The organism is Kribbella ginsengisoli, assembly GCF_039537185.1.
GTDB lineage: Bacteria > Actinomycetota > Actinomycetes > Propionibacteriales > Kribbellaceae > Kribbella > Kribbella koreensis.
The window spans coordinates 864,607-880,938 of the sequence record NZ_BAABAA010000002.1; the positions used below are offsets into that span (position 1 = coordinate 864,607).

The 16,332-nt window shown below is 68.7% G+C and carries 17 protein-coding genes; 7 read left to right on the forward strand and 10 right to left on the reverse strand.

Annotation, left to right across the window (positions count from 1 at the left end; all coding sequences use genetic code 11):
* Window positions 1-63: 63 nt before the first annotated feature.
* Together ABD768_RS11475 and ABD768_RS11480 are read right to left on the reverse strand one after the other, a co-directional pair.
* Window positions 64-1,251, reverse strand: coding sequence for an MFS transporter (locus ABD768_RS11475; RefSeq protein ID WP_343976349.1), 1,188 nt, complete (start codon window positions 1,249-1,251; stop codon window positions 64-66).
* On the reverse strand, window positions 1,252-1,827 hold the full coding sequence (locus ABD768_RS11480) for a TetR/AcrR family transcriptional regulator (protein ID WP_343976346.1): 576 nt from the start codon (window positions 1,825-1,827) through the stop codon (window positions 1,252-1,254). It abuts the gene before it with no gap.
* Window positions 1,828-1,916: 89 nt separating this feature from the next.
* Here ABD768_RS11480 and ABD768_RS11485 point away from each other — a divergent pair, with 89 nt between their 5' ends.
* The gene (locus ABD768_RS11485) at window positions 1,917-2,804 is read left to right on the forward strand and encodes an SDR family oxidoreductase (protein WP_344840107.1); all 888 of its coding nucleotides are present in this window, start codon (window positions 1,917-1,919) and stop codon (window positions 2,802-2,804) included.
* 4 nt (window positions 2,805-2,808) lie between these two features.
* On the opposite strand, the gene ABD768_RS11490 is transcribed toward ABD768_RS11485, so the two are convergent.
* The 4 genes from ABD768_RS11490 to ABD768_RS11505 all read right to left on the reverse strand — a co-directional run bounded on the left by ABD768_RS11490 (window position 2,809) and on the right by ABD768_RS11505 (window position 5,291).
* Window positions 2,809-3,030 (reverse strand): hypothetical protein, encoded by a 222-nt coding sequence (locus tag ABD768_RS11490; RefSeq protein WP_344840109.1) that lies wholly within the window; start codon window positions 3,028-3,030, stop codon window positions 2,809-2,811.
* A gap of 70 nt (window positions 3,031-3,100) precedes the next feature.
* Window positions 3,101-3,505: a RidA family protein gene (locus tag ABD768_RS11495; RefSeq protein ID WP_343976337.1), complete on the reverse strand. Its 405-nt coding sequence runs from the start codon at window positions 3,503-3,505 to the stop codon at window positions 3,101-3,103.
* Window positions 3,506-3,537: 32 nt separating this feature from the next.
* Entirely contained in the window at window positions 3,538-4,275 is a 738-nt protein-coding gene (locus ABD768_RS11500) for an IclR family transcriptional regulator (RefSeq protein ID WP_343976335.1), read from the reverse strand.
* The gene (locus ABD768_RS11505) at window positions 4,272-5,291 is read right to left on the reverse strand and encodes a sugar kinase (RefSeq protein WP_344840112.1); all 1,020 of its coding nucleotides are present in this window, start codon (window positions 5,289-5,291) and stop codon (window positions 4,272-4,274) included. The genes ABD768_RS11500 and ABD768_RS11505 overlap by 4 nt, the downstream gene beginning before the upstream one ends.
* 115 nt (window positions 5,292-5,406) lie before the next feature.
* On the opposite strand from ABD768_RS11505, the gene ABD768_RS11510 reads away from it, so the two are divergent.
* The 4 genes from ABD768_RS11510 to ABD768_RS11525 are packed head-to-tail and all read left to right on the forward strand — an operon-like array spanning window position 5,407 to window position 10,465.
* Complete coding sequence (locus ABD768_RS11510) at window positions 5,407-6,711, forward strand: type III PLP-dependent enzyme domain-containing protein (protein ID WP_344840114.1); 1,305 nt, start codon at window positions 5,407-5,409, stop codon at window positions 6,709-6,711.
* Window positions 6,708-8,399: an N-acyl-D-amino-acid deacylase family protein gene (locus ABD768_RS11515; protein ID WP_344840117.1), complete on the forward strand. Its 1,692-nt coding sequence runs from the start codon at window positions 6,708-6,710 to the stop codon at window positions 8,397-8,399. Before ABD768_RS11510 ends, ABD768_RS11515 begins: the two co-directional genes overlap by 4 nt.
* Window positions 8,396-9,025: a bifunctional 4-hydroxy-2-oxoglutarate aldolase/2-dehydro-3-deoxy-phosphogluconate aldolase gene (locus tag ABD768_RS11520; RefSeq protein WP_343976324.1), complete on the forward strand. Its 630-nt coding sequence runs from the start codon at window positions 8,396-8,398 to the stop codon at window positions 9,023-9,025. Before ABD768_RS11515 ends, ABD768_RS11520 begins: the two co-directional genes overlap by 4 nt.
* 45 nt (window positions 9,026-9,070) lie before the next feature.
* The gene (locus ABD768_RS11525) at window positions 9,071-10,465 is read left to right on the forward strand and encodes a GntP family permease (RefSeq protein WP_343976321.1); all 1,395 of its coding nucleotides are present in this window, start codon (window positions 9,071-9,073) and stop codon (window positions 10,463-10,465) included.
* Here the strand turns inward: ABD768_RS11525 and ABD768_RS11530 are convergent.
* Genes ABD768_RS11530 through ABD768_RS11540 form a run of 3 tightly spaced genes read right to left on the reverse strand, consistent with a single transcriptional unit; the run spans window position 10,462 to window position 13,120 of the window.
* Entirely contained in the window at window positions 10,462-11,169 is a 708-nt protein-coding gene (locus ABD768_RS11530; protein WP_344840120.1) for a DUF4097 family beta strand repeat-containing protein, read from the reverse strand. The two genes, ABD768_RS11525 and ABD768_RS11530, sit on opposite strands and share 4 nt — an antisense overlap.
* On the reverse strand, window positions 11,169-11,813 hold the full coding sequence (locus ABD768_RS11535; protein ID WP_343976315.1) for a response regulator transcription factor: 645 nt from the start codon (window positions 11,811-11,813) through the stop codon (window positions 11,169-11,171). The genes ABD768_RS11530 and ABD768_RS11535 overlap by 1 nt, the downstream gene beginning before the upstream one ends.
* Window positions 11,810-13,120 (reverse strand): sensor histidine kinase, encoded by a 1,311-nt coding sequence (locus ABD768_RS11540; protein ID WP_344840123.1) that lies wholly within the window; start codon window positions 13,118-13,120, stop codon window positions 11,810-11,812. The genes ABD768_RS11535 and ABD768_RS11540 overlap by 4 nt, the downstream gene beginning before the upstream one ends.
* A 133-nt stretch (window positions 13,121-13,253) precedes the next feature.
* Here ABD768_RS11540 and ABD768_RS11545 point away from each other — a divergent pair, with 133 nt between their 5' ends.
* Window positions 13,254-13,856, forward strand: coding sequence for a hypothetical protein (locus ABD768_RS11545; RefSeq protein WP_344840125.1), 603 nt, complete (start codon window positions 13,254-13,256; stop codon window positions 13,854-13,856).
* Here ABD768_RS11545 and srmL read toward each other — a convergent pair.
* Window positions 13,750-14,871, reverse strand: coding sequence for a PheS-related mystery ligase SrmL (gene srmL, locus ABD768_RS11550; protein WP_344840127.1), 1,122 nt, complete (start codon window positions 14,869-14,871; stop codon window positions 13,750-13,752). The genes ABD768_RS11545 and srmL overlap by 107 nt on opposite strands.
* Window positions 14,872-15,272: 401 nt before the next feature.
* On the opposite strand from srmL, the gene ABD768_RS11555 reads away from it, so the two are divergent.
* A complete protein-coding gene (locus ABD768_RS11555; RefSeq protein ID WP_344840129.1) occupies window positions 15,273-16,304 on the forward strand; it encodes an alpha-hydroxy acid oxidase in 1,032 nt (343 codons plus the stop codon).
* The last annotated feature ends 28 nt before the right edge of the window (window positions 16,305-16,332 follow it).

Here is a 16,332-nt window from a genome sequence, read left to right on the forward strand (position 1 = left end):
GCAACGACCAGCGGTCTTCGGCAGAGTCAAGAGTAACCGCCGGTGACACGACGACCAAATCGGTTACTCCGGCGCCTGCGGACGGGCCGGGATCCACCGGTTCATCGCGGTCGCGGCGCCCCAGCCGACCAGTCCCATGAAGAGTACTGCGGGCCCGAGCCCGGCCACCGCCGTCACCGCGGCGACCATGAACGGTCCCGCCCCACTCCCCGCGTCGGCGAACAACCGGAAAGCGCCGAGGAACTGCGCCCTGCCGACGGGTGGCGAGGCGTCGGCGCCGAGCGTCATGATCACGCCGGCCCCCAGGCCGTTGCCGACTCCCATCAGCAGCGCGACCGCCGTCAGCGAGGTGACCGAGTGGGTCAGTGGCAGCAGCAGGTGGGCCAGCCCGAGAACGAACATCGACGGTACTGCGACCCACTTGCGGCCGAAGCGATCCATCACGGAGCCGGCCGGATAGAAGAGCAGCATGTCCACGGCCCCGGAGATGCCGAAGATGATGCTGGTGGTCTGCGGATCCAGGCCGAGATGCTCGGCCCACAACGGGATCACGACTTGACGAGAGGCTCGGACCGCGCCGACGAGCAGTGCGCCGGAGCCGAGCGTTCGCAGTACCGGCAGATGTTCGCGGATGACGGCGGCGGTCGATTGCATGACTACTGGGTTGGCCATGCGCTTACGGCGTACGGACTCGATGTCGGGGAGGCTGAGCAGGACCACGCAGGCGAGCGCGGCGGCGACCAGATGGACCCAGTAGGCGCCGTCGGTACCGAGGAACTTCATCGCGAAGGCGCCGACGAAAGGGCCGATGAACGAGCCGATCCGGCTGACGCCACCGAGGGTCGAGAGCGCGCGGGCCCGCATGTTCAGCGGCACTGCTTCGCTGAGGTAGGCCTGGCGGGCCAGGTTCCAGACGGCTCCGGCGACCCCGGTGAGGGCGATCGCGATCGCCAGACCCCAGACCGTCGGTACGACCAGGCAGCCGACCAGCGCGGCGGTGACCAGGACGGTGGCGAGCACCATCGCGCGGCGCTCCCCGACACGGGTCGCCAGCGTGCCGGCCGGGATGTCGCCGATCACCTGACCGAGACCGGCAGCGGCGACGACCAGACCGGCGACCGCGACTGGAGCGCCGAGCTGGAGCGCGGAGAGTGCGACGACGGGCGCGATCGCCCCTGAGCCGATGCCGTACAGCAGCGCCGGCAGATAGACCGAAGGCGCGATCTTCCAGAGGCTGACGGGGTCTGCCATTTAAGGCTCGGCTGTCTCCAAGGCGAGGATCCTGAACTCACTCAACGTATCCCGGGCCACCTCGGCCAGCGATCGCGTCTCACCGTCGGCGATCCACTGCACGAAGGCGATCGAGAAGACGGTGACGCAGGTCTCTGCCGCCAGCGTCGCCGCCGGGTCCTTGATGCCGCGCTTGCGGAGTGCTTCGGTGACCGCGGTCGCGAGGCCGGCGAGCTTCAGCAGCTCGCGCTCCTTGAGGGGCTGGTTGGCCTGGATCACCTGATGCCGCTTTCTCGACCAGGTACGCCGGTCTTCGGTGAAGTACTCGGCGACCTGGGTCAGCGCGGTGGCGACCAGGCCCAGCGGGGTGCTCGGCGGCGCGGCGGCGATGCCGTCGACGAACGCCTGCCGCAGCTGGTCCTGGCCGTCGAAGAGGACTTCCTTCTTGTCGGCGAAGTGCCGGAAGAAGGTGCGCTCGGTCAGTCCGACGCTGTTGGCGATCTCGCCGACCGTCGTCTGCTCGAAGCCCTGCTCGACGTACAGCTCCAGCGCGGCGACGCGCAGCCGATCCGTCGCGCCCGGCTCCCATCGCACCATGCGGACAGTCTAGTTGATGACAGTGACTGACATAGCGAGCTACTGTGGTTGATGTCAGCCACTGACATAACTTTTCCGAGGAGAATCCCATGCGCGTATTCGTCACCGGAGCATCCGGCTGGATCGGCTCCGCCAGCGTCGACGAACTGCTCGCCGACGGACATCAGATCGTCGGCCTCGCCCGCTCGGACGCTTCCGCGGCTTCACTGGCCGCCAAGGGCGTGGAGGTACTGCGCGGCGACCTCGACGATCTCGAGGTACTACGGACCGGCGCGGCCGGCGCCGACGCGGTCATTCACCTGGCGAACAAACACACCTTCGACGCCGCCGCGAACAACGCCGAGCGGATCGCCGTCCAGACGATCGGCGACGAACTCGCCGGGTCGGGGCGACGGCTGCTGATCGCCGGCGGAATGAACCCGGTCCCTGGCCGCGCCTCGACCGAGGCCGACCGCTCACCGCACCACGGCCCCGATAGCCCTCGCGGCGGAGCCGAGAACCTCGCGTTGTCCTACCAGGACAAGGGCGTGCACCCGATCGTCGTACGCTTCGCCCCGACCGTCCACGGCGCCGGCGACCACGGCCTGATCCGGATGCTCGTCACCGGAGCCCGGGCGGCCGGCTTCTCGGCGTACGTCGGCGACGGCGCCAACCGCTGGCCCGCCGTCCACCGCTCCGACGCCGCCCGCTTGGTTGCCCTAGGCATCAACAAGGCTCCGGCCGGCGCCATCCTGCACGCCGTCGCCGAGGAAGGCGTCCCCACCCACGCAATCGCCGAAGCAATAGCTGACGGCCTGAACCTCCCCGCCACCTCCGTCACTCCGGAGGACGCAATCACCCACCTCGGCTGGCTCGGCGGCTTCTTCGCCATGGACCTACTAACGTCCAGCACCGCCACCCAAACCCTCCTGGGCTGGACCCCAACCGGCCCAACCCTCCTGGAAGACCTGAAGACAAACAGCTATTTCCACAAGTAAGCGGTCAGGCCTTGTCTCTGGGCAGATGGAAGTCGTCTGACTCCTGGTTGACGAGAGTGTCCTGGTCAGCACGGAAAGCTTCGAGCGCGACATCCGGCGCAGAACGGGACAGCACTGCGAACTCAGGGCACGAGACGAACTTGCGCAGGGCGCCCAGCGGGGTGGAGGCAAGGTCACCGGATCCGATCGGCGACTCAGATGGCGTGCTCTCGGGCTGTCCGCTCATCTGGCCATCATCGCCGGAAGTCGGCACATGGTGCTATCGCATAAGCACCATGTGCCTGGAGCGGCCCGGGTCAGGAAAGGACGGCGAGGGCGTCGATCTCCACCAGCATCTGGGGGAGGGGGAGGCCGGTGAAGACGGTGGTGCGGGAGGGGAGGATGCCGCTCGGGGTGCGCGGGGTGACGAACTCGGCGTAGGCCTCGTTCATCGGGGCGAAATCGTCGCGGGTGGTGAGGTAGACGCGGAGCATCAGGACGTCGTCGAAGGTGGCGCCGCCGGCCTTCAGGATCGCCTCGATGTTCTGCAGGACGCGGGTGGTCTGCGCCTTGACGTCGCCCTCGTTGACGAACGCGCCGCTCTCCGGGTCGACCGAGCCCTGGCCGGACACCTGCAGCACGTTGCCCTTGCGGACTCCCTGGGAGAACACCGGCATCGGCGCGGGGGCGTCGGGGGTGGAGATGGCGGTCTTGTCAGACATTTCGAGGGTTCCTCTCGATCAGTTGTCGTAGGTCAGTTGCTGTAGTCGGCGCCGATGGCGGCCGTGGTGGCGAGCAGGTCGGGCAGCAGTTCCAGCACCTGCTCATAGTTGAGCAGAACGTCCGGTACCGACACCGAGACGGCCCCCACCACCCGGCCGGAGCGCTCGGTGATCGGCGCCCCGATGCAGTTGATGAACGACTCGTGCTCGGCCCGGTCGTGCGCCCATCCCTGCGACCGGACCAGGTCGAGCTCGTCGCGCAGCTCGTCCGGGCCGGAGATCGTGTTCGGCGTGAACCGGTGGTACTCGATGGTGTTCAGCAGGCCTTCCCGCTGGCGCTTCGGCTGCGCGGCGAGCAGCACCTTGCCGACTGCGGTGCAGTGCAGCGCCGCCGGTACGCCGATCTGGCTGTACATCCGCACCGACTGCACACTGTCGAGCTTGTCGATGTAGATGACCTGCCCGTTCTCGTATGCCGCCAGGTGCACCGTCTGCCCGGTCCGCTGGTTGAGCTGCCGCAGGTGCGGAGCAGCAACAGCCCGTACTACGTGCTGCTCCCTCGCGGAGTCGGCCAAAGAGAACAGCCGGGACCCCAGCCGGTAGCGGTGCGCCTCATCGCGGCGAACGAACCGCTCGACCTCCATGGTCCGCAGCAGCCGGAGCACTGTCGTCTTGTGGACGTCGAGCTCGGTAGCGAGCTGGTCCAGCGACCGGTCCCCCTCCCCCAGGCTCACCAGGATCTGCAGGGCTCTAGCCAAACTCTGACTCACACCACACCTCCCATCAGCGCTGGGGACCTGATCCCGGCCGGACCCACCTGGGTGTTGGCCCAGTCGTCATCGGAGCAGTCCAGCAACGCCTGCCGCACCCGGGCGTCCGGAGGCGTCGCATGGTCGTCCGGCACAGCCAGTACGGCCGCAGCACTCAGGTGTCCCAGCCGTAGCCGCTGCTCCATCGGCAACCCCTGCAGCGTCGCAGCCAAGTAGCCGGCTGCAAAGGCATCCCCTGCACCCACCGGCTCCACGACCTCGACAGTGAGCGCCGGTACTTCGGTACGCCGCCCACCCGGCTCCAGCGCGAGCGCCACATGAGCATCCGACTTCACCACGATGGTCGCGCGCGCCCCGAACAGCTCGCGCAACTCGTCGGGATCACCGGTGCCCGCAAAGAGAGCAGCCTCGTCCGCACCGATCAGTACTACGTCAGCCGCCCGCAGCAGTCGCCACAGTGGAGCAGGGTCGGTGTCCCGCCACAGCGCCGGCCGCCAGTTGAGGTCCACACTCAAGGTGAAGCCCAGGGTGTCCCGTAGCGCGGCCAACCGGTCCAGCAACGCAGCCGCCGTCGTAGATATAGCCGCAGTGATCCCAGTGGTGTGCACCAACTCCGCACCGACCAACCGGTTGCGCACTGCGGGCCGGTCCAAGAAGTCGGCATCCATGGCCGCCGCAGCGGAGCCGGAGCGGTAGTAGTGCATCCGTGTCCGGCCGTTGATCGTGTGCTTCACATAGAGCCCGGTCGGCCGCGTCGGGTCGTCCTCTACTCCGCCTACCTCGACCCCGCGGCTCTCCAGGTCGCTCAAGACGTGCCGCCCGAAGCCGTCAGCGCCGAGTCGCGAGATCCAGCCCGTCGGAATCCCCAGCGCGGCGAGTCCACCCGCGACATTGCACTCGGCGCCACCGACCGACCGGCGGAAGGTCTCGACATCCTCCAGCGGGGCACCGGTCTCGGCGGCGAGCATGATCATCGCCTCGCCCAGACAGACCGCCCGAGGTACCAGATCGGCCATCGATGAGTCCTCTCGGGCGGGATGTCGTTGACGGAAGTTCTGGCGTGATGCTACAACCGAGACGTCAGAATGCGCAACGAGCGTTGCGCAGAACGCAACCAGCGCAGAGGACGTCATGTCAGCTTCGTACGATGCCGCCGCCGTCGCAGCCCTGGCCGACCAGCAGGTGAGCTGGCGGGACAAGGCGCTGCCGCCTGCTTTCTGGGGCCGGACCGTCGCCGACGTACTGGCCGGCAAGCCGCGATTGTCCGAGCTGCCGACTCCCCTGCTCACCCTGTCCGCGCCCGGCCTGCAGCACAACGTCGAGACACTCGCCCGCTGGTGTACCGAGCACGGGGTCCAGCTGGCGCCGCACGGCAAGACGACGATGGCTCCGGCGCTCTGGGCCAAGCAGCTCGAGGCAGGCGCTTGGGGAATCACGCTGGCGAACGTCTTCCAGCTAGGAGTCGCCCGGGCTTACGGGGTGAGCCGGGTGATGGTCGCCAACTCGGTGGTCTCGCCGCTGCAGCTCCGGTGGATCGCCGACGAGCTCGCGGCCGACCCCGAGTTCAGCGTGATGGTGTGGGCGGATTCGGTGCGCACTGTCGAGATCATGGAGGCGGCGCGGGCAGCACACGTCGATGCGGGGGCGCGGCAGCTCGACGTACTGGTTGAGGTCGGTGGTGTCGGTGGGCGGACAGGGGCTCGTGGTGCCGAGACAGCGCTGGCTGTGGCCGCTGCAGTTGCGGCTGCCCCGACGCTGCGGCTTGCTGGGGTTGCTGGCTATGAAGGGGCGATCGCGCACGGGGCCTCCGACGAGGGGCTCGAGCATGTCCGCTCCTATCTGCGGGACCTGGCTGCTGTGCACCAGAGCCTCAAGTACGACGACGGCGTAGTACCGGTCGTCAGTGCGGGCGGTAGCGCGTACTTCGAGCAGGTGGCGCAGGTGCTCGCTCCGCTGGCTAAGGAGGGTGCAAGGGTCGTACTGCGGTCCGGCGCCTACATCGCGCACGACGACGGGTACTACCGGGAGATCTCGCCGCTGGGCCTCGACCCGCGGACGGATGGCGAGCAGCTGGTGCCGGCCATGCACGGCTGGATCCGGGTCACCTCACAACCCGAACCAGGGTTGGCGATCTTCGATGCCGGTAAGCGGGACTTACCATTCGACGAAGGCCTGCCCGAGCCGCAGCTGCTGCGGCCGCGATCCGCCGACGAGCACGTGCGGCCGGTCGAGGGCATGACCGTGACGAAGATGAACGACCAGCACGGCTTCCTGCGCTTCCCATCGGACATCCCCCTGGTGATCGGCGACGAGTTGCGGGTCGGCCTGTCCCATCCCTGCACGGCTTTCGACAAGTGGGGCCTGATCCCGGTCATCGACGATCCCGCCGCAGATGACCCCGTGATCGTCGACCTTGTCCGAACCTTCTTCTCATGACAGACCTACTGATCACCGGCGCGACCGTCATCGACGGGACCGGCTCACCGGGCGGGCGGGCCGATGTGGTCGTCGACGCGGGCCGGATCGTGGCCATCGGCGACTACCTGCCGGGCAGCGTCAGTGCCGGCCGCACCATCGACGCGACCGGGCTGGTCGTGGCGCCCGGCTTCATCGACATGCATGCGCACTCGGACCTGCAGATCCTGGCCAACCCGGACCATACGGCCAAGGTCAGCCAGGGCGTCACGCTCGAGGTGCTCGGCCAGGACGGGCTGTCCTTCGCCCCGATCGACGACCCGACGAGGATCGCGGTACGACGCCAGATCGCGGGCTGGAACGGCGAGCCCGACGACTTCGACTTCTCCTGGTCGACCGTCGCCGGCTACCTGGATCGGCTCGACCAGGGCATCGCCTGCAACGCGGCGTACCTGGTCCCGCAGGGCACCTTGCGGATGATGGTGGTCGGTACTGCGAACCGCCCCGCCACTCCAGCCGAGCTGGACGAGATGAAGCGACTCCTGGCCGAGGGGCTGCAGCAGGGCGCGGTCGGGATGAGCAGCGGGCTCACCTACACGCCCGGCATGTTCGCCGACACCACGGAGCTCGTCGAGCTGTGCAAGGTGCTCGCGGAGTACGACGGCTACTACAGCCCGCACCAGCGCTCCTACGGCAAGGGCGCGCTGGAGGCGTACGGCGAGATGATCGACATCGCCCGGCAGTCCGGCTGCGCACTGCATCTGACTCACGCGACGATGAACTTCGAGCCGAACAAGGGCCGCGGCGTCGACCTGCTCGCGATGATCGACGAGGCGCTCGCCGACGGCGCCGACATCACCACCGACACCTATCCATACTTGCCCGGGGCAACCACTCTGTCGGCGATCCTGCCGAGCTGGAGCGCCGAGGGCGGTTCGGACGCGTTGCTCGCCCGGCTGGCCGATCCGGCCGACCGCGAGCGGATCACGTACGAGCTGGAGCAGGTCGGCACCGACGGCTGCCACGGCTGCGTCACCGACTGGAACACGATCGAGATCGGCGGGGTCAAGAACGCGACGCTCAGCGGCGCGGTCGGCAACACCGTCGCGGAGATCGCGGCCGGGATCGGCAAACCGCCGTCCTGGGTCTTCTTCGACCTGCTGATCCGCGACAACCTCGCGACGACGATCCTGCAGCACGTCGGCCACGAGGAGAACGTGCAGGCGATCATGAAGCACCCGACGCACACGGGCGGCTCGGACGCGATCCTGGTCGGCGGCAAACCGCACCCGCGAGCGTGGGGCACTTTCCCCCGGTACCTGTCCCAGTACGTCCGTGAGCTGGGCGTTCTCGAGCTCGCCGACTGCATCCACCACCTCACCGGCCGGCCCGCCAAGCGGCTGCGGCTGACCGATCGGGGGCTGGTCCGCGAGGGGTACCACGCGGATCTCGTGCTCTTCGACCCCGCCGGCGTACGGGACACCGCGACCTTCGACAACCCCCGCCAGCAGGCCGAGGGCATCCCATGGGTGCTGGTCGACGGCGTCCCCGTCATCGAGAACGGCCACCGCACCGACGCGTTGCCCGGCCGCGCCATCCGCCGCACCGATGTCGCCTCTGCCGCCCCCGTTCCCACCGCCGCTCCCGTTGCCCCTGCCGGCCCCGCTGCGCCTGCCGGCCCTGCCGCCCCTGAGGAAGGACCTAGATGACCACCCTTGACCTGCTCCGCGCCGACCGGGTGCTGAGCGTCGTACGCGCGCCGGCCCTCGACGACGCCCGCGACCTGTGCTCCGCACTAGTTGCCGGTGGCATCCATGTGATCGAGCTGACGTTCACCACCCCCGACCTCCCCCGGCACCTCGAGCGGGCCGCTTCCGGTGATACCGGAGCAGTGGTCGGCGCCGGTACCGTGCAGACCGCCGCGCAGGCTCAGTCAGCCATCGACGCGGGAGCGGCCTTCCTGGTCACGCCCGGGCAGGGCCCCGAGGCCGCGGCGATCGTCGCGGCCTCGAAGAACGCCGGGATCCCCATCGTGCTCGGGTCCTTCACCCCTTCCGAGGTGATGACGGCGCTGGCGCTCGGCGCGGACGCGGTCAAGATCTTCCCCGCCCACCACCTCGGCCCGAAGTACCTGAAGGACCTCAACGGCCCGTTCCCCGGTGTGCCGCTGGTGCCGTCCGGCGGCGTCAACGCCGGCAACGCCAAGCAGTTCCTCGAAGCCGGCGCGCTCGCGGTCAGCGCCGGTACCGACGTCGTCTCCCCCGCCGACATCACCGCTGCCAACTGGTCCCAGATCACCAGCAACGCCAAGGCTTTCTGCGCCGCATTGAGCTGAGCCCCGCCCCCATTCCGCCCCCACCCCACCCCTCGGAGCGTCCCCATGTCCGGAGCCATCGACTGGCTGCACCATGACACCGCAGGCTTGCTGCTGCTGTGTCTGGTGGCCATCGCGCTGCTGTTGTTCCTGATCATCAAGATCAAGCTCGAACCGTTCATCTCGCTGCTCGCCACCGGCCTGTTCCTGGCCCTGGCCGCCGGGCTGAACGTCCGGACCATCGTCGGTACGGCGCTCAAGTCGAGCGACTCCGTGCTGGAGAAGGGCTTCGGCGGCATCCTCGGCCATATCGCCGTCATCATCGGCCTCGGCACCGTGCTCGGCGCACTGCTGGAGAAGTCCGGTGGCGCCGACGTGCTCAGCCGCCGGTTGCTGAAGCTGTTCGGGCCGAAGGGCACCCCGGTCGCGATGGGCCTGGTCGGCCTGATCTTCGGCATCCCGGTCTTCTTCGACATCGGCATCTTCGTGCTCGCGCCGCTCGTGTACGTCGCCGCGAAGCGCGGCGGCAAGTCGCTCGTGCTCTACGCCCTGCCGGTCCTGGCCGGCCTCTCGATGACGCACGCGTTCCTGCCACCCCACCCCGGTCCGACCGCCGTCGCCGGACTGCTGCACGTCGACATGGGCTGGCTGATCATCATCGGCCTGGCCTGCGGTCTGCCCGCGTTCGCCGTGGCCGGCATCGTCTGGCCGCTCTACATCGCTCCCCGGGTGCCGGTGAGCGTGCCGGACGAGTTCATCGCCGCCGAGGTCGAGGGCGAGGAGAAGCCCGAACCGTCACTGGGTCTGGTGATGGCGGTCATCCTGCTGCCGCTGGTACTGATCCTCGGCGCGACCTTCGGCACCCTGATCCTCGACCCGCATCGCGATCTGCTGAGCTTCCTCACATTCCTGGGCAACCCGGCTGTGGCGCTGTTGCTGGCCGTGCTGCTTGCGTACTACCTGCTCGGCGTACGGCGTGGCATGACGAACGCGGAGTTCAGCGAGCTGAGCAGCAACTCGCTCAAGCCGGTCGGCATGATCCTGCTCGTCGTCGGCGCCGGCGCCTTCTTCGGCGCGGTCATCTCGGCCACGGGTGTCGGTGCGGCTCTCGCCAAGAGCCTTTCCAGTGCTGGGCTTCCGGTGCTGCTGCTCGCGTACGTCATCTCGTGTGGTCTGCGGATCGCGCAGGGCTCGGCGACCGTGGCGATCGTGACGACCGGTGGCATCGTCGGCCCGCTGCTGACGACCGACGGCTACTCGCAGGCGCATCTCGCGCTGATCGCGGCGGCCATCTGCGCCGGCTCGATCATCCTCAGCCACGTCAACGACGGCGGCTTCTGGATCGTCGCGAAGTACTTCAACATGACCGTCAAGGAAACCCTGCTGACCTGGTCGGTCCTCGAAACCATCCTCTCCCTGGTCGGCTTCGGCATGGCCTCCCTGCTCTGGGTGATCATCTAGTCGGACGCTGCCACGGTGATGCTGCCGCCGGTGGTGCGCACGTGGAGCTGACGTTCAGCACCCAGCTCGTTGGGCAGGTCGAGCTGGGTGCTGCCGTTCAGGGCGGCGGCGTCGATGGCGTACGAACCGGTCGGTACGAGCAGCTGAACCGACCCGTTCGTCGTGTTCGCCACGACGTTGCGCGGCGGGCTGTCGAAGGACAGATCCACCGAGCCGTTCCGGGCGTTCACCGACACCTGCTGGCTCTGCAGCTGGACCGCGTTGATCGAGCCGTTGCCGACGACCAGCCGGACATCGCCGGCCAGCCCGACCAGGTCGACCGAGACGCCCGAGGTGGTGAGCTTCACCGAGGCCGCCCTCGGCACCCGGACGGTCAGGTCGATCCGGCAGCCCGAACCGCGACAGGCCGTGCTGACCTGCAGTTCCTCCCCCGCCGACTTGCGCACGTCGACCGACGGCTCGAGCTTGGTGTAGGTCCCGCCGACGGTGACGTGCACCTTGTCATCGGTGCTCGGCGTCACTGTCACCGGTACGTCGGTGACGATGCTGACCCCGTTGCGCGGCAGGACGTAGGCCGAGGAGACGTCGTAGTCGACCTTGCCGCGAATCGTGGCGACGGTGACGGCACCACCGCCGAGGACCAGGGCGATGACCGGGATCAGGCCGAGGGTGAGCAGCCTGCGCTGGGCTCCGGTGAGACTCATCAGCTCTCCAGGAACTTCAGTACTGCGCGGACTCTCCGGTGCTCACCGTCGGTGGGTGCCAGGCCGAGCTTCGCGAAGATGTTGCTGATGTGCTTCTCCACCGACCCTTCGCCGACCACGAGCGCCTGCGCGATCCCTGCGTTCGAACGGCCCTCGGCCATCGCTCTCAGGACGTCCTGTTCGCGTGGGCTCAGGGCTGCGAGTGGGTCGGCTTTGCGGGATCGGACCAGGAGTTGCGAGATCACCTCGGGGTCGAGCGCGGCACCGCCTGCCGCGACCCGGCGGAGTCCGTCGATGAACTGGTCGACGTCGGCGACGCGGTCCTTGAGCAGGTAGCCGACGCCGCCGGGGTTGTTGCCGATCAGCTCGCTCGCATACCGCTCCTCCACGTACTGCGAGAGCACGAGCACCCCGATCTCCGGCGACCGCCGGCGGATGACCAATGCTGCCCGCAGCCCTTCGTCGGTGAAGGTCGGCGGCATCCTCACGTCGACGACACAGACATCCGGCCGATGCTCATCGACCGCCTTGAGCAGCCCGTCCCCATCTCCGACCACAGCCAGTACTTCGCAGTCCTGCTCGTCCAGCAGCCGCACCAGCCCTTCCCGCAACAACACCGAGTCCTCGGCAATCACGACTCTCATCGGTCCTCCACAGGCTGTGTGTCCGGGCCACAGGGGACCTCGACGGTAAGGATGGTCGGGCCGCCGAGGGGGCTGACTACGGCGAACTTGCCGTCGACGCCGGAGACTCGGTCGGCGAGGCCGCGGAGGCCGGTGCCCAGGTCTGCGTCGGCGCCGCCTTTGCCGTCGTCGGTGACGGTGATGCGCAGTACGTCGTCGTTGCGGTGGATGCTGACCTCCGCCCGGGCTGCCTTGGCGTGCTTGGCGACATTGGTCAGCGCCTCGGTGACGACGAAGTACGCGATCGCCTCGATCGTCAGAGACGGCCTCGGCGACACCTGTACCTCCACCCGCACCGGCAACGGCGCCCGGGCCGCCACCGCCGAGATCGCCGCGTCGAGCCCGCGGTCGGTCAGTACCGGAGGATGCAGCCCTCTGGTCAGATCCCGTAGCTCGCCGATGGCCAGCAGCGCCTCCGCGTGCGCCTCAGCGATCAGCTCCTGCAACCCGCCATCCACACCAGCCGCTTTGTTCTTGGCCCGGCCGAGCGTCATCGCCAGCGAGACCAGCCGCTGCTGAGCGCCGTCATGCAGATCCCGCTCCATCCGGCGGCGCTCAGCCTCAGCCGAGTCCACGACCTTCTGCCGGCTCGTGACCAGCTGATCGACACGCTCGGCCAGCTCACCCGTCTCGGACCGGCCCAGGCACGCCCGGGCCAGTTGCGCATCCCTGGCCGACAGCCCGCGGATCAGCAGCGGCGAGACGAGCAGCAGGAAGACCAGCGCCACCCCTGCGACGCTCAGCGCCTCGCCGGCCGCGTCGACGGTGAACGGACCCAGCTGCGCCTGGGCAGCCGCGAACTTGGAGAAGTACAGCGGGAGCGCCATCAGCACCGGCGGTACCGACCAGGCCAGGACCACCCCGGCCAGGCCGAGCATCGCGAGCGGGAGCAGCAGTACGAAGTACAGGACCTGACGCCACAGCCCCCGGTCGGATAGTGCGGCCCGGGCGTCGGCGATGGTCGAACCGGTCCGCTGCGGCGGGATGAGCCCGCGGATCACCTGGTTGCGGGTCAGCAGTGCGCGGGACCGCTCCATGCCGCCCAGTGCGTACACGCCCCGGTTCGCCCAGACGGTGAGTGGCAGGCCGAGGTACGCCAGCGGCAACCCGAGCACCCCCACGCAGAGCATCGCCAGGACCAGCAGTCCCCCGCCGACCACGACAGCCGTGTCCAGTACCAGGTGCACGGTCGCCAGCCACAGGTACGGCGAACGCCACAGCCCCCACGGCGTCCGGGGCACGGCGCTCTCGCTGGGGGTATTGGCCACAGGCAACAACCTACGGCGCTGGGTGATCACCCGGCAGCCGGGAAACCCCCGAAACCACTGGGGGTTATCCCCCGGTCCGGTTCGTGGGTTGGCCGGGCTGTGCCATGGCACACATCGAGGAATTCTCGAGGGCATGACGACGCTGATCAACAACGTGCTGGGAGACGCCATCGACGACCGGGTCGCCGAGGCGCTGGACGACTACCTGGCCGAGGGGCGGCTGGACGGGAAGATCCGTCCGCGCCGATCCGCGGTCGGCATCGCGACCCTGGTCGCGGGCGGAGTGGCGGTCGTGCTGCTGCCTTGGGTGCTGATCCTTGCCGTCACGCTGCCGTCGACCTACGAGGCCAACAACTGGAACCTCGCCTGGATCGGGCTCGACCTGGCCATCGCGGTGACCGCCGGTCTGACTGCCTTCCTCCTGCGCCGCCACGATCCGCGCGCGGCGCTGACCGCGGTCGCGGCCGGGACCTTGCTGATCGCGGACGCCTGGTTCGACATCAACACCTCCGGTCCCGGTCTCGACCACCGACTCGCGCTCGCCCAAGGCCTGGTGCTGGAGGTCCCGCTGGCGATCTGCGCGTTCGTTCTCGCCAGCAGGACCCTCCGGCCGCGTCCCGAGCGGGTGACTATCGGCCTATCAGTTCCAGCACGGGTCCCTCGTGTAGCGCCGAGTAGACCTGATCGCGTAGCCGATTGGCCTCAGCATCGGTCAGCGTCCGGTCGAGCGGTCTGAGGACCAGCCTGACCAGCACGTTCCGTTGCCCGGGCTCGAGCTGAAGCCGTTCGCGGGCAGCCGCGGGCAGGTCGTCGTACGACGTCTCGCCGCGCACCTCGACCGATTCCGCCGCCTCGGCGTCGGCGCCAAGGGCTTGCCGCACCCGGTCGCCGAGCACCTCGTCGGAGATGTCGACGTCGGGGCCGACCACGACCGACAGGTCGCGGCGTACGGCGGGCATCGCCGAGACCGGCTTGTACGGCGTGAGGTCCAGCATCTGCTCGGCGACTCGTGGGTCGGTTGACCTGAGCAAGCGGATGTCCCGGATGCCCTTGCGCAACATGAGCAGCCGGTCGAGACCGGGGCCCATCGCGAGTCCCGACCAGCTCTCGTCCAGCCCGGCCTTGCGGAGTACGGCGGGAGCCGCGACTCCGCACTCGCCGATCTCGATCCATTGGTCGCCGAGCAGGACGTCGATCTGGCGGCCGTGGATCGTGTACGGGTGGACGGCAGGGACTGTGCGGTAGGTCTGGCCGGGGAGGACGGTCTCGACGAGCTTGGCGATCATGGCTTCCAGTTCGGGCTCGCCGAGCGTGACGTTGCGGCTGATCCGCCAGAGGTCGAGCTGGTGCGGCGTACCGGTGTGCTGCCAGTCGACGGAGTCGCGGCGGTAGCAGATGCCGGCGCAGACCATCAGCACGTCGGATGCCTCTGATGTAGCCAGCTCGCGCAGGGCGGGCGGGATCATTGCGGAGGTGTGGCTTCGCAGTACTTGGGTTGGTGAGGCGTAGCGGGTGTAGCGCTCCTCGCGGGTGACGGAGCCGGCGGCGTACCCGAGGTTGTCGTAGTTGTCGGCCAGGGTGACGACGGGGTGATCCCGGCGCGTCCAGATCTCCGTGTACGGCCAGGCCTGGCCGAGCGCGGTGCGGATCTGGTCGACGACCAGTTGGATCGCATGCGGGCCTTGGGCCGGGTCGGCCAGGTCGCGCAGAGCAAGGTTGGCGTTCAGTTCTTCAGCGGTCAGTACAGACATTTCGGTTCTCTCCTGTGAGCAGCGGGTCCGGGGAACAGACACCCCGACCGGCCGCGGTCACCTCAGGAGAGAGCGCAGCAGCGACTCACCCCGTCGGCACCACTGTGCCGGCCGGGGCGCAGAAATCGCTGCCCGTACTGCCTCATGCCCCCCACTTTACCTGCCGCCGCCAACCACGCGCCCACCTTTCCCCGGCCGCAGAGCCGCAGCCGAGGTCTGGGCGGCGGGTTTGTGGGGACGGGACCACTTTGTGCTTCAGCTGAGCAAATCTGGCCGGAGGAATTGCTCAGGTCGAGCACAAAGTGGGCGAGAGACTACCGACGACCGGGTACTGGAGTTGGCGCGGAAGGCTGGCTGGGGGTGCTCGGGGTACCGCGCCGATGCGTGGAAGGATCGGTGGCATGCGATGGATCGACGGTCTGGAAGCGGCCGCCGGCGAGAAGCTCCCGGAGCCCGTGCACCGGTACTTCCGCCAGGGCTCCGCCGGCGGGATCAGTGTCGGCGAGGCGGTGGCGGCGTGGAGTTCGTACCGCTTCCGTCCGCGGGTGCTGACTGATGTGTCGACCGTTGACCTGACGACGACCGTGCTGGGGACGCCGGTCCAGTTGCCCGTGCTGGTGGCGCCGACGACGCTGCAGCGCCAGGCCGATCCGGATGGCGAGCTGGCGATGGCCGCTGGGGTCGGCGCGGCCGGGTCGGCGCTCGCGGTGTCGAGCAACGCCGGTACTACGTTCGCGGCGGTCGGCGAGGTCGGTACGCCGTGGTGGGTGCAGATCTATGTAGTTCGGAACCGCGACATCACGCTGAAGATGCTGGATGCTGCCGTCGCTGGGGGCGCGCGGGCCGTAGTACTGACCGCTGACACACCCGTGGTCGGACGCAAGGAGGATGACGGCCCGACTGTTTGGACGGTGGCCCCCACTGACCACCTGCTGGCCAACCTCCCCGCTGGCGACTATGCCGACGACGACCTGGCCAAAGCCGACGACCTCACCCCCGACGTCATCGGCTGGCTCACCGAACGCACCGGCCTCCCCGTCCTGGTCAAAGGCGTACTCCGAGGCGACGACGCCAAACGCTGCTCAGACGCCGGCGCCGCAGGCATCATCGTCTCCAACCACGGCGGCCGCCAACTGGACGGCGCAATCCCCACCGCCCAGGCTCTCCCCGAGGTAGCCGCAGCCCTCTCCGGCACTACCACCGAACTCTACGTAGACGGCGGAATCCGCCGAGGCGAACACATCCTCGCCGCCCTGGCCCTAGGCGCCCGAGCCGTCCTACTAGGCCGCCCCGCCCTCTGGGCCCTCACAGTCGACGGCTCGGCCGGAGTCACCCGCCTACTCACAGACCTAGCCGAAGAACTAGAACACGCCATGCGCCTAGCCGGCGCCCGCACCTTCACCGACCTAACCCCAGACCTCCTCACCAGCTAGCTCCCCCACCAACACCTGTCCCTTACGA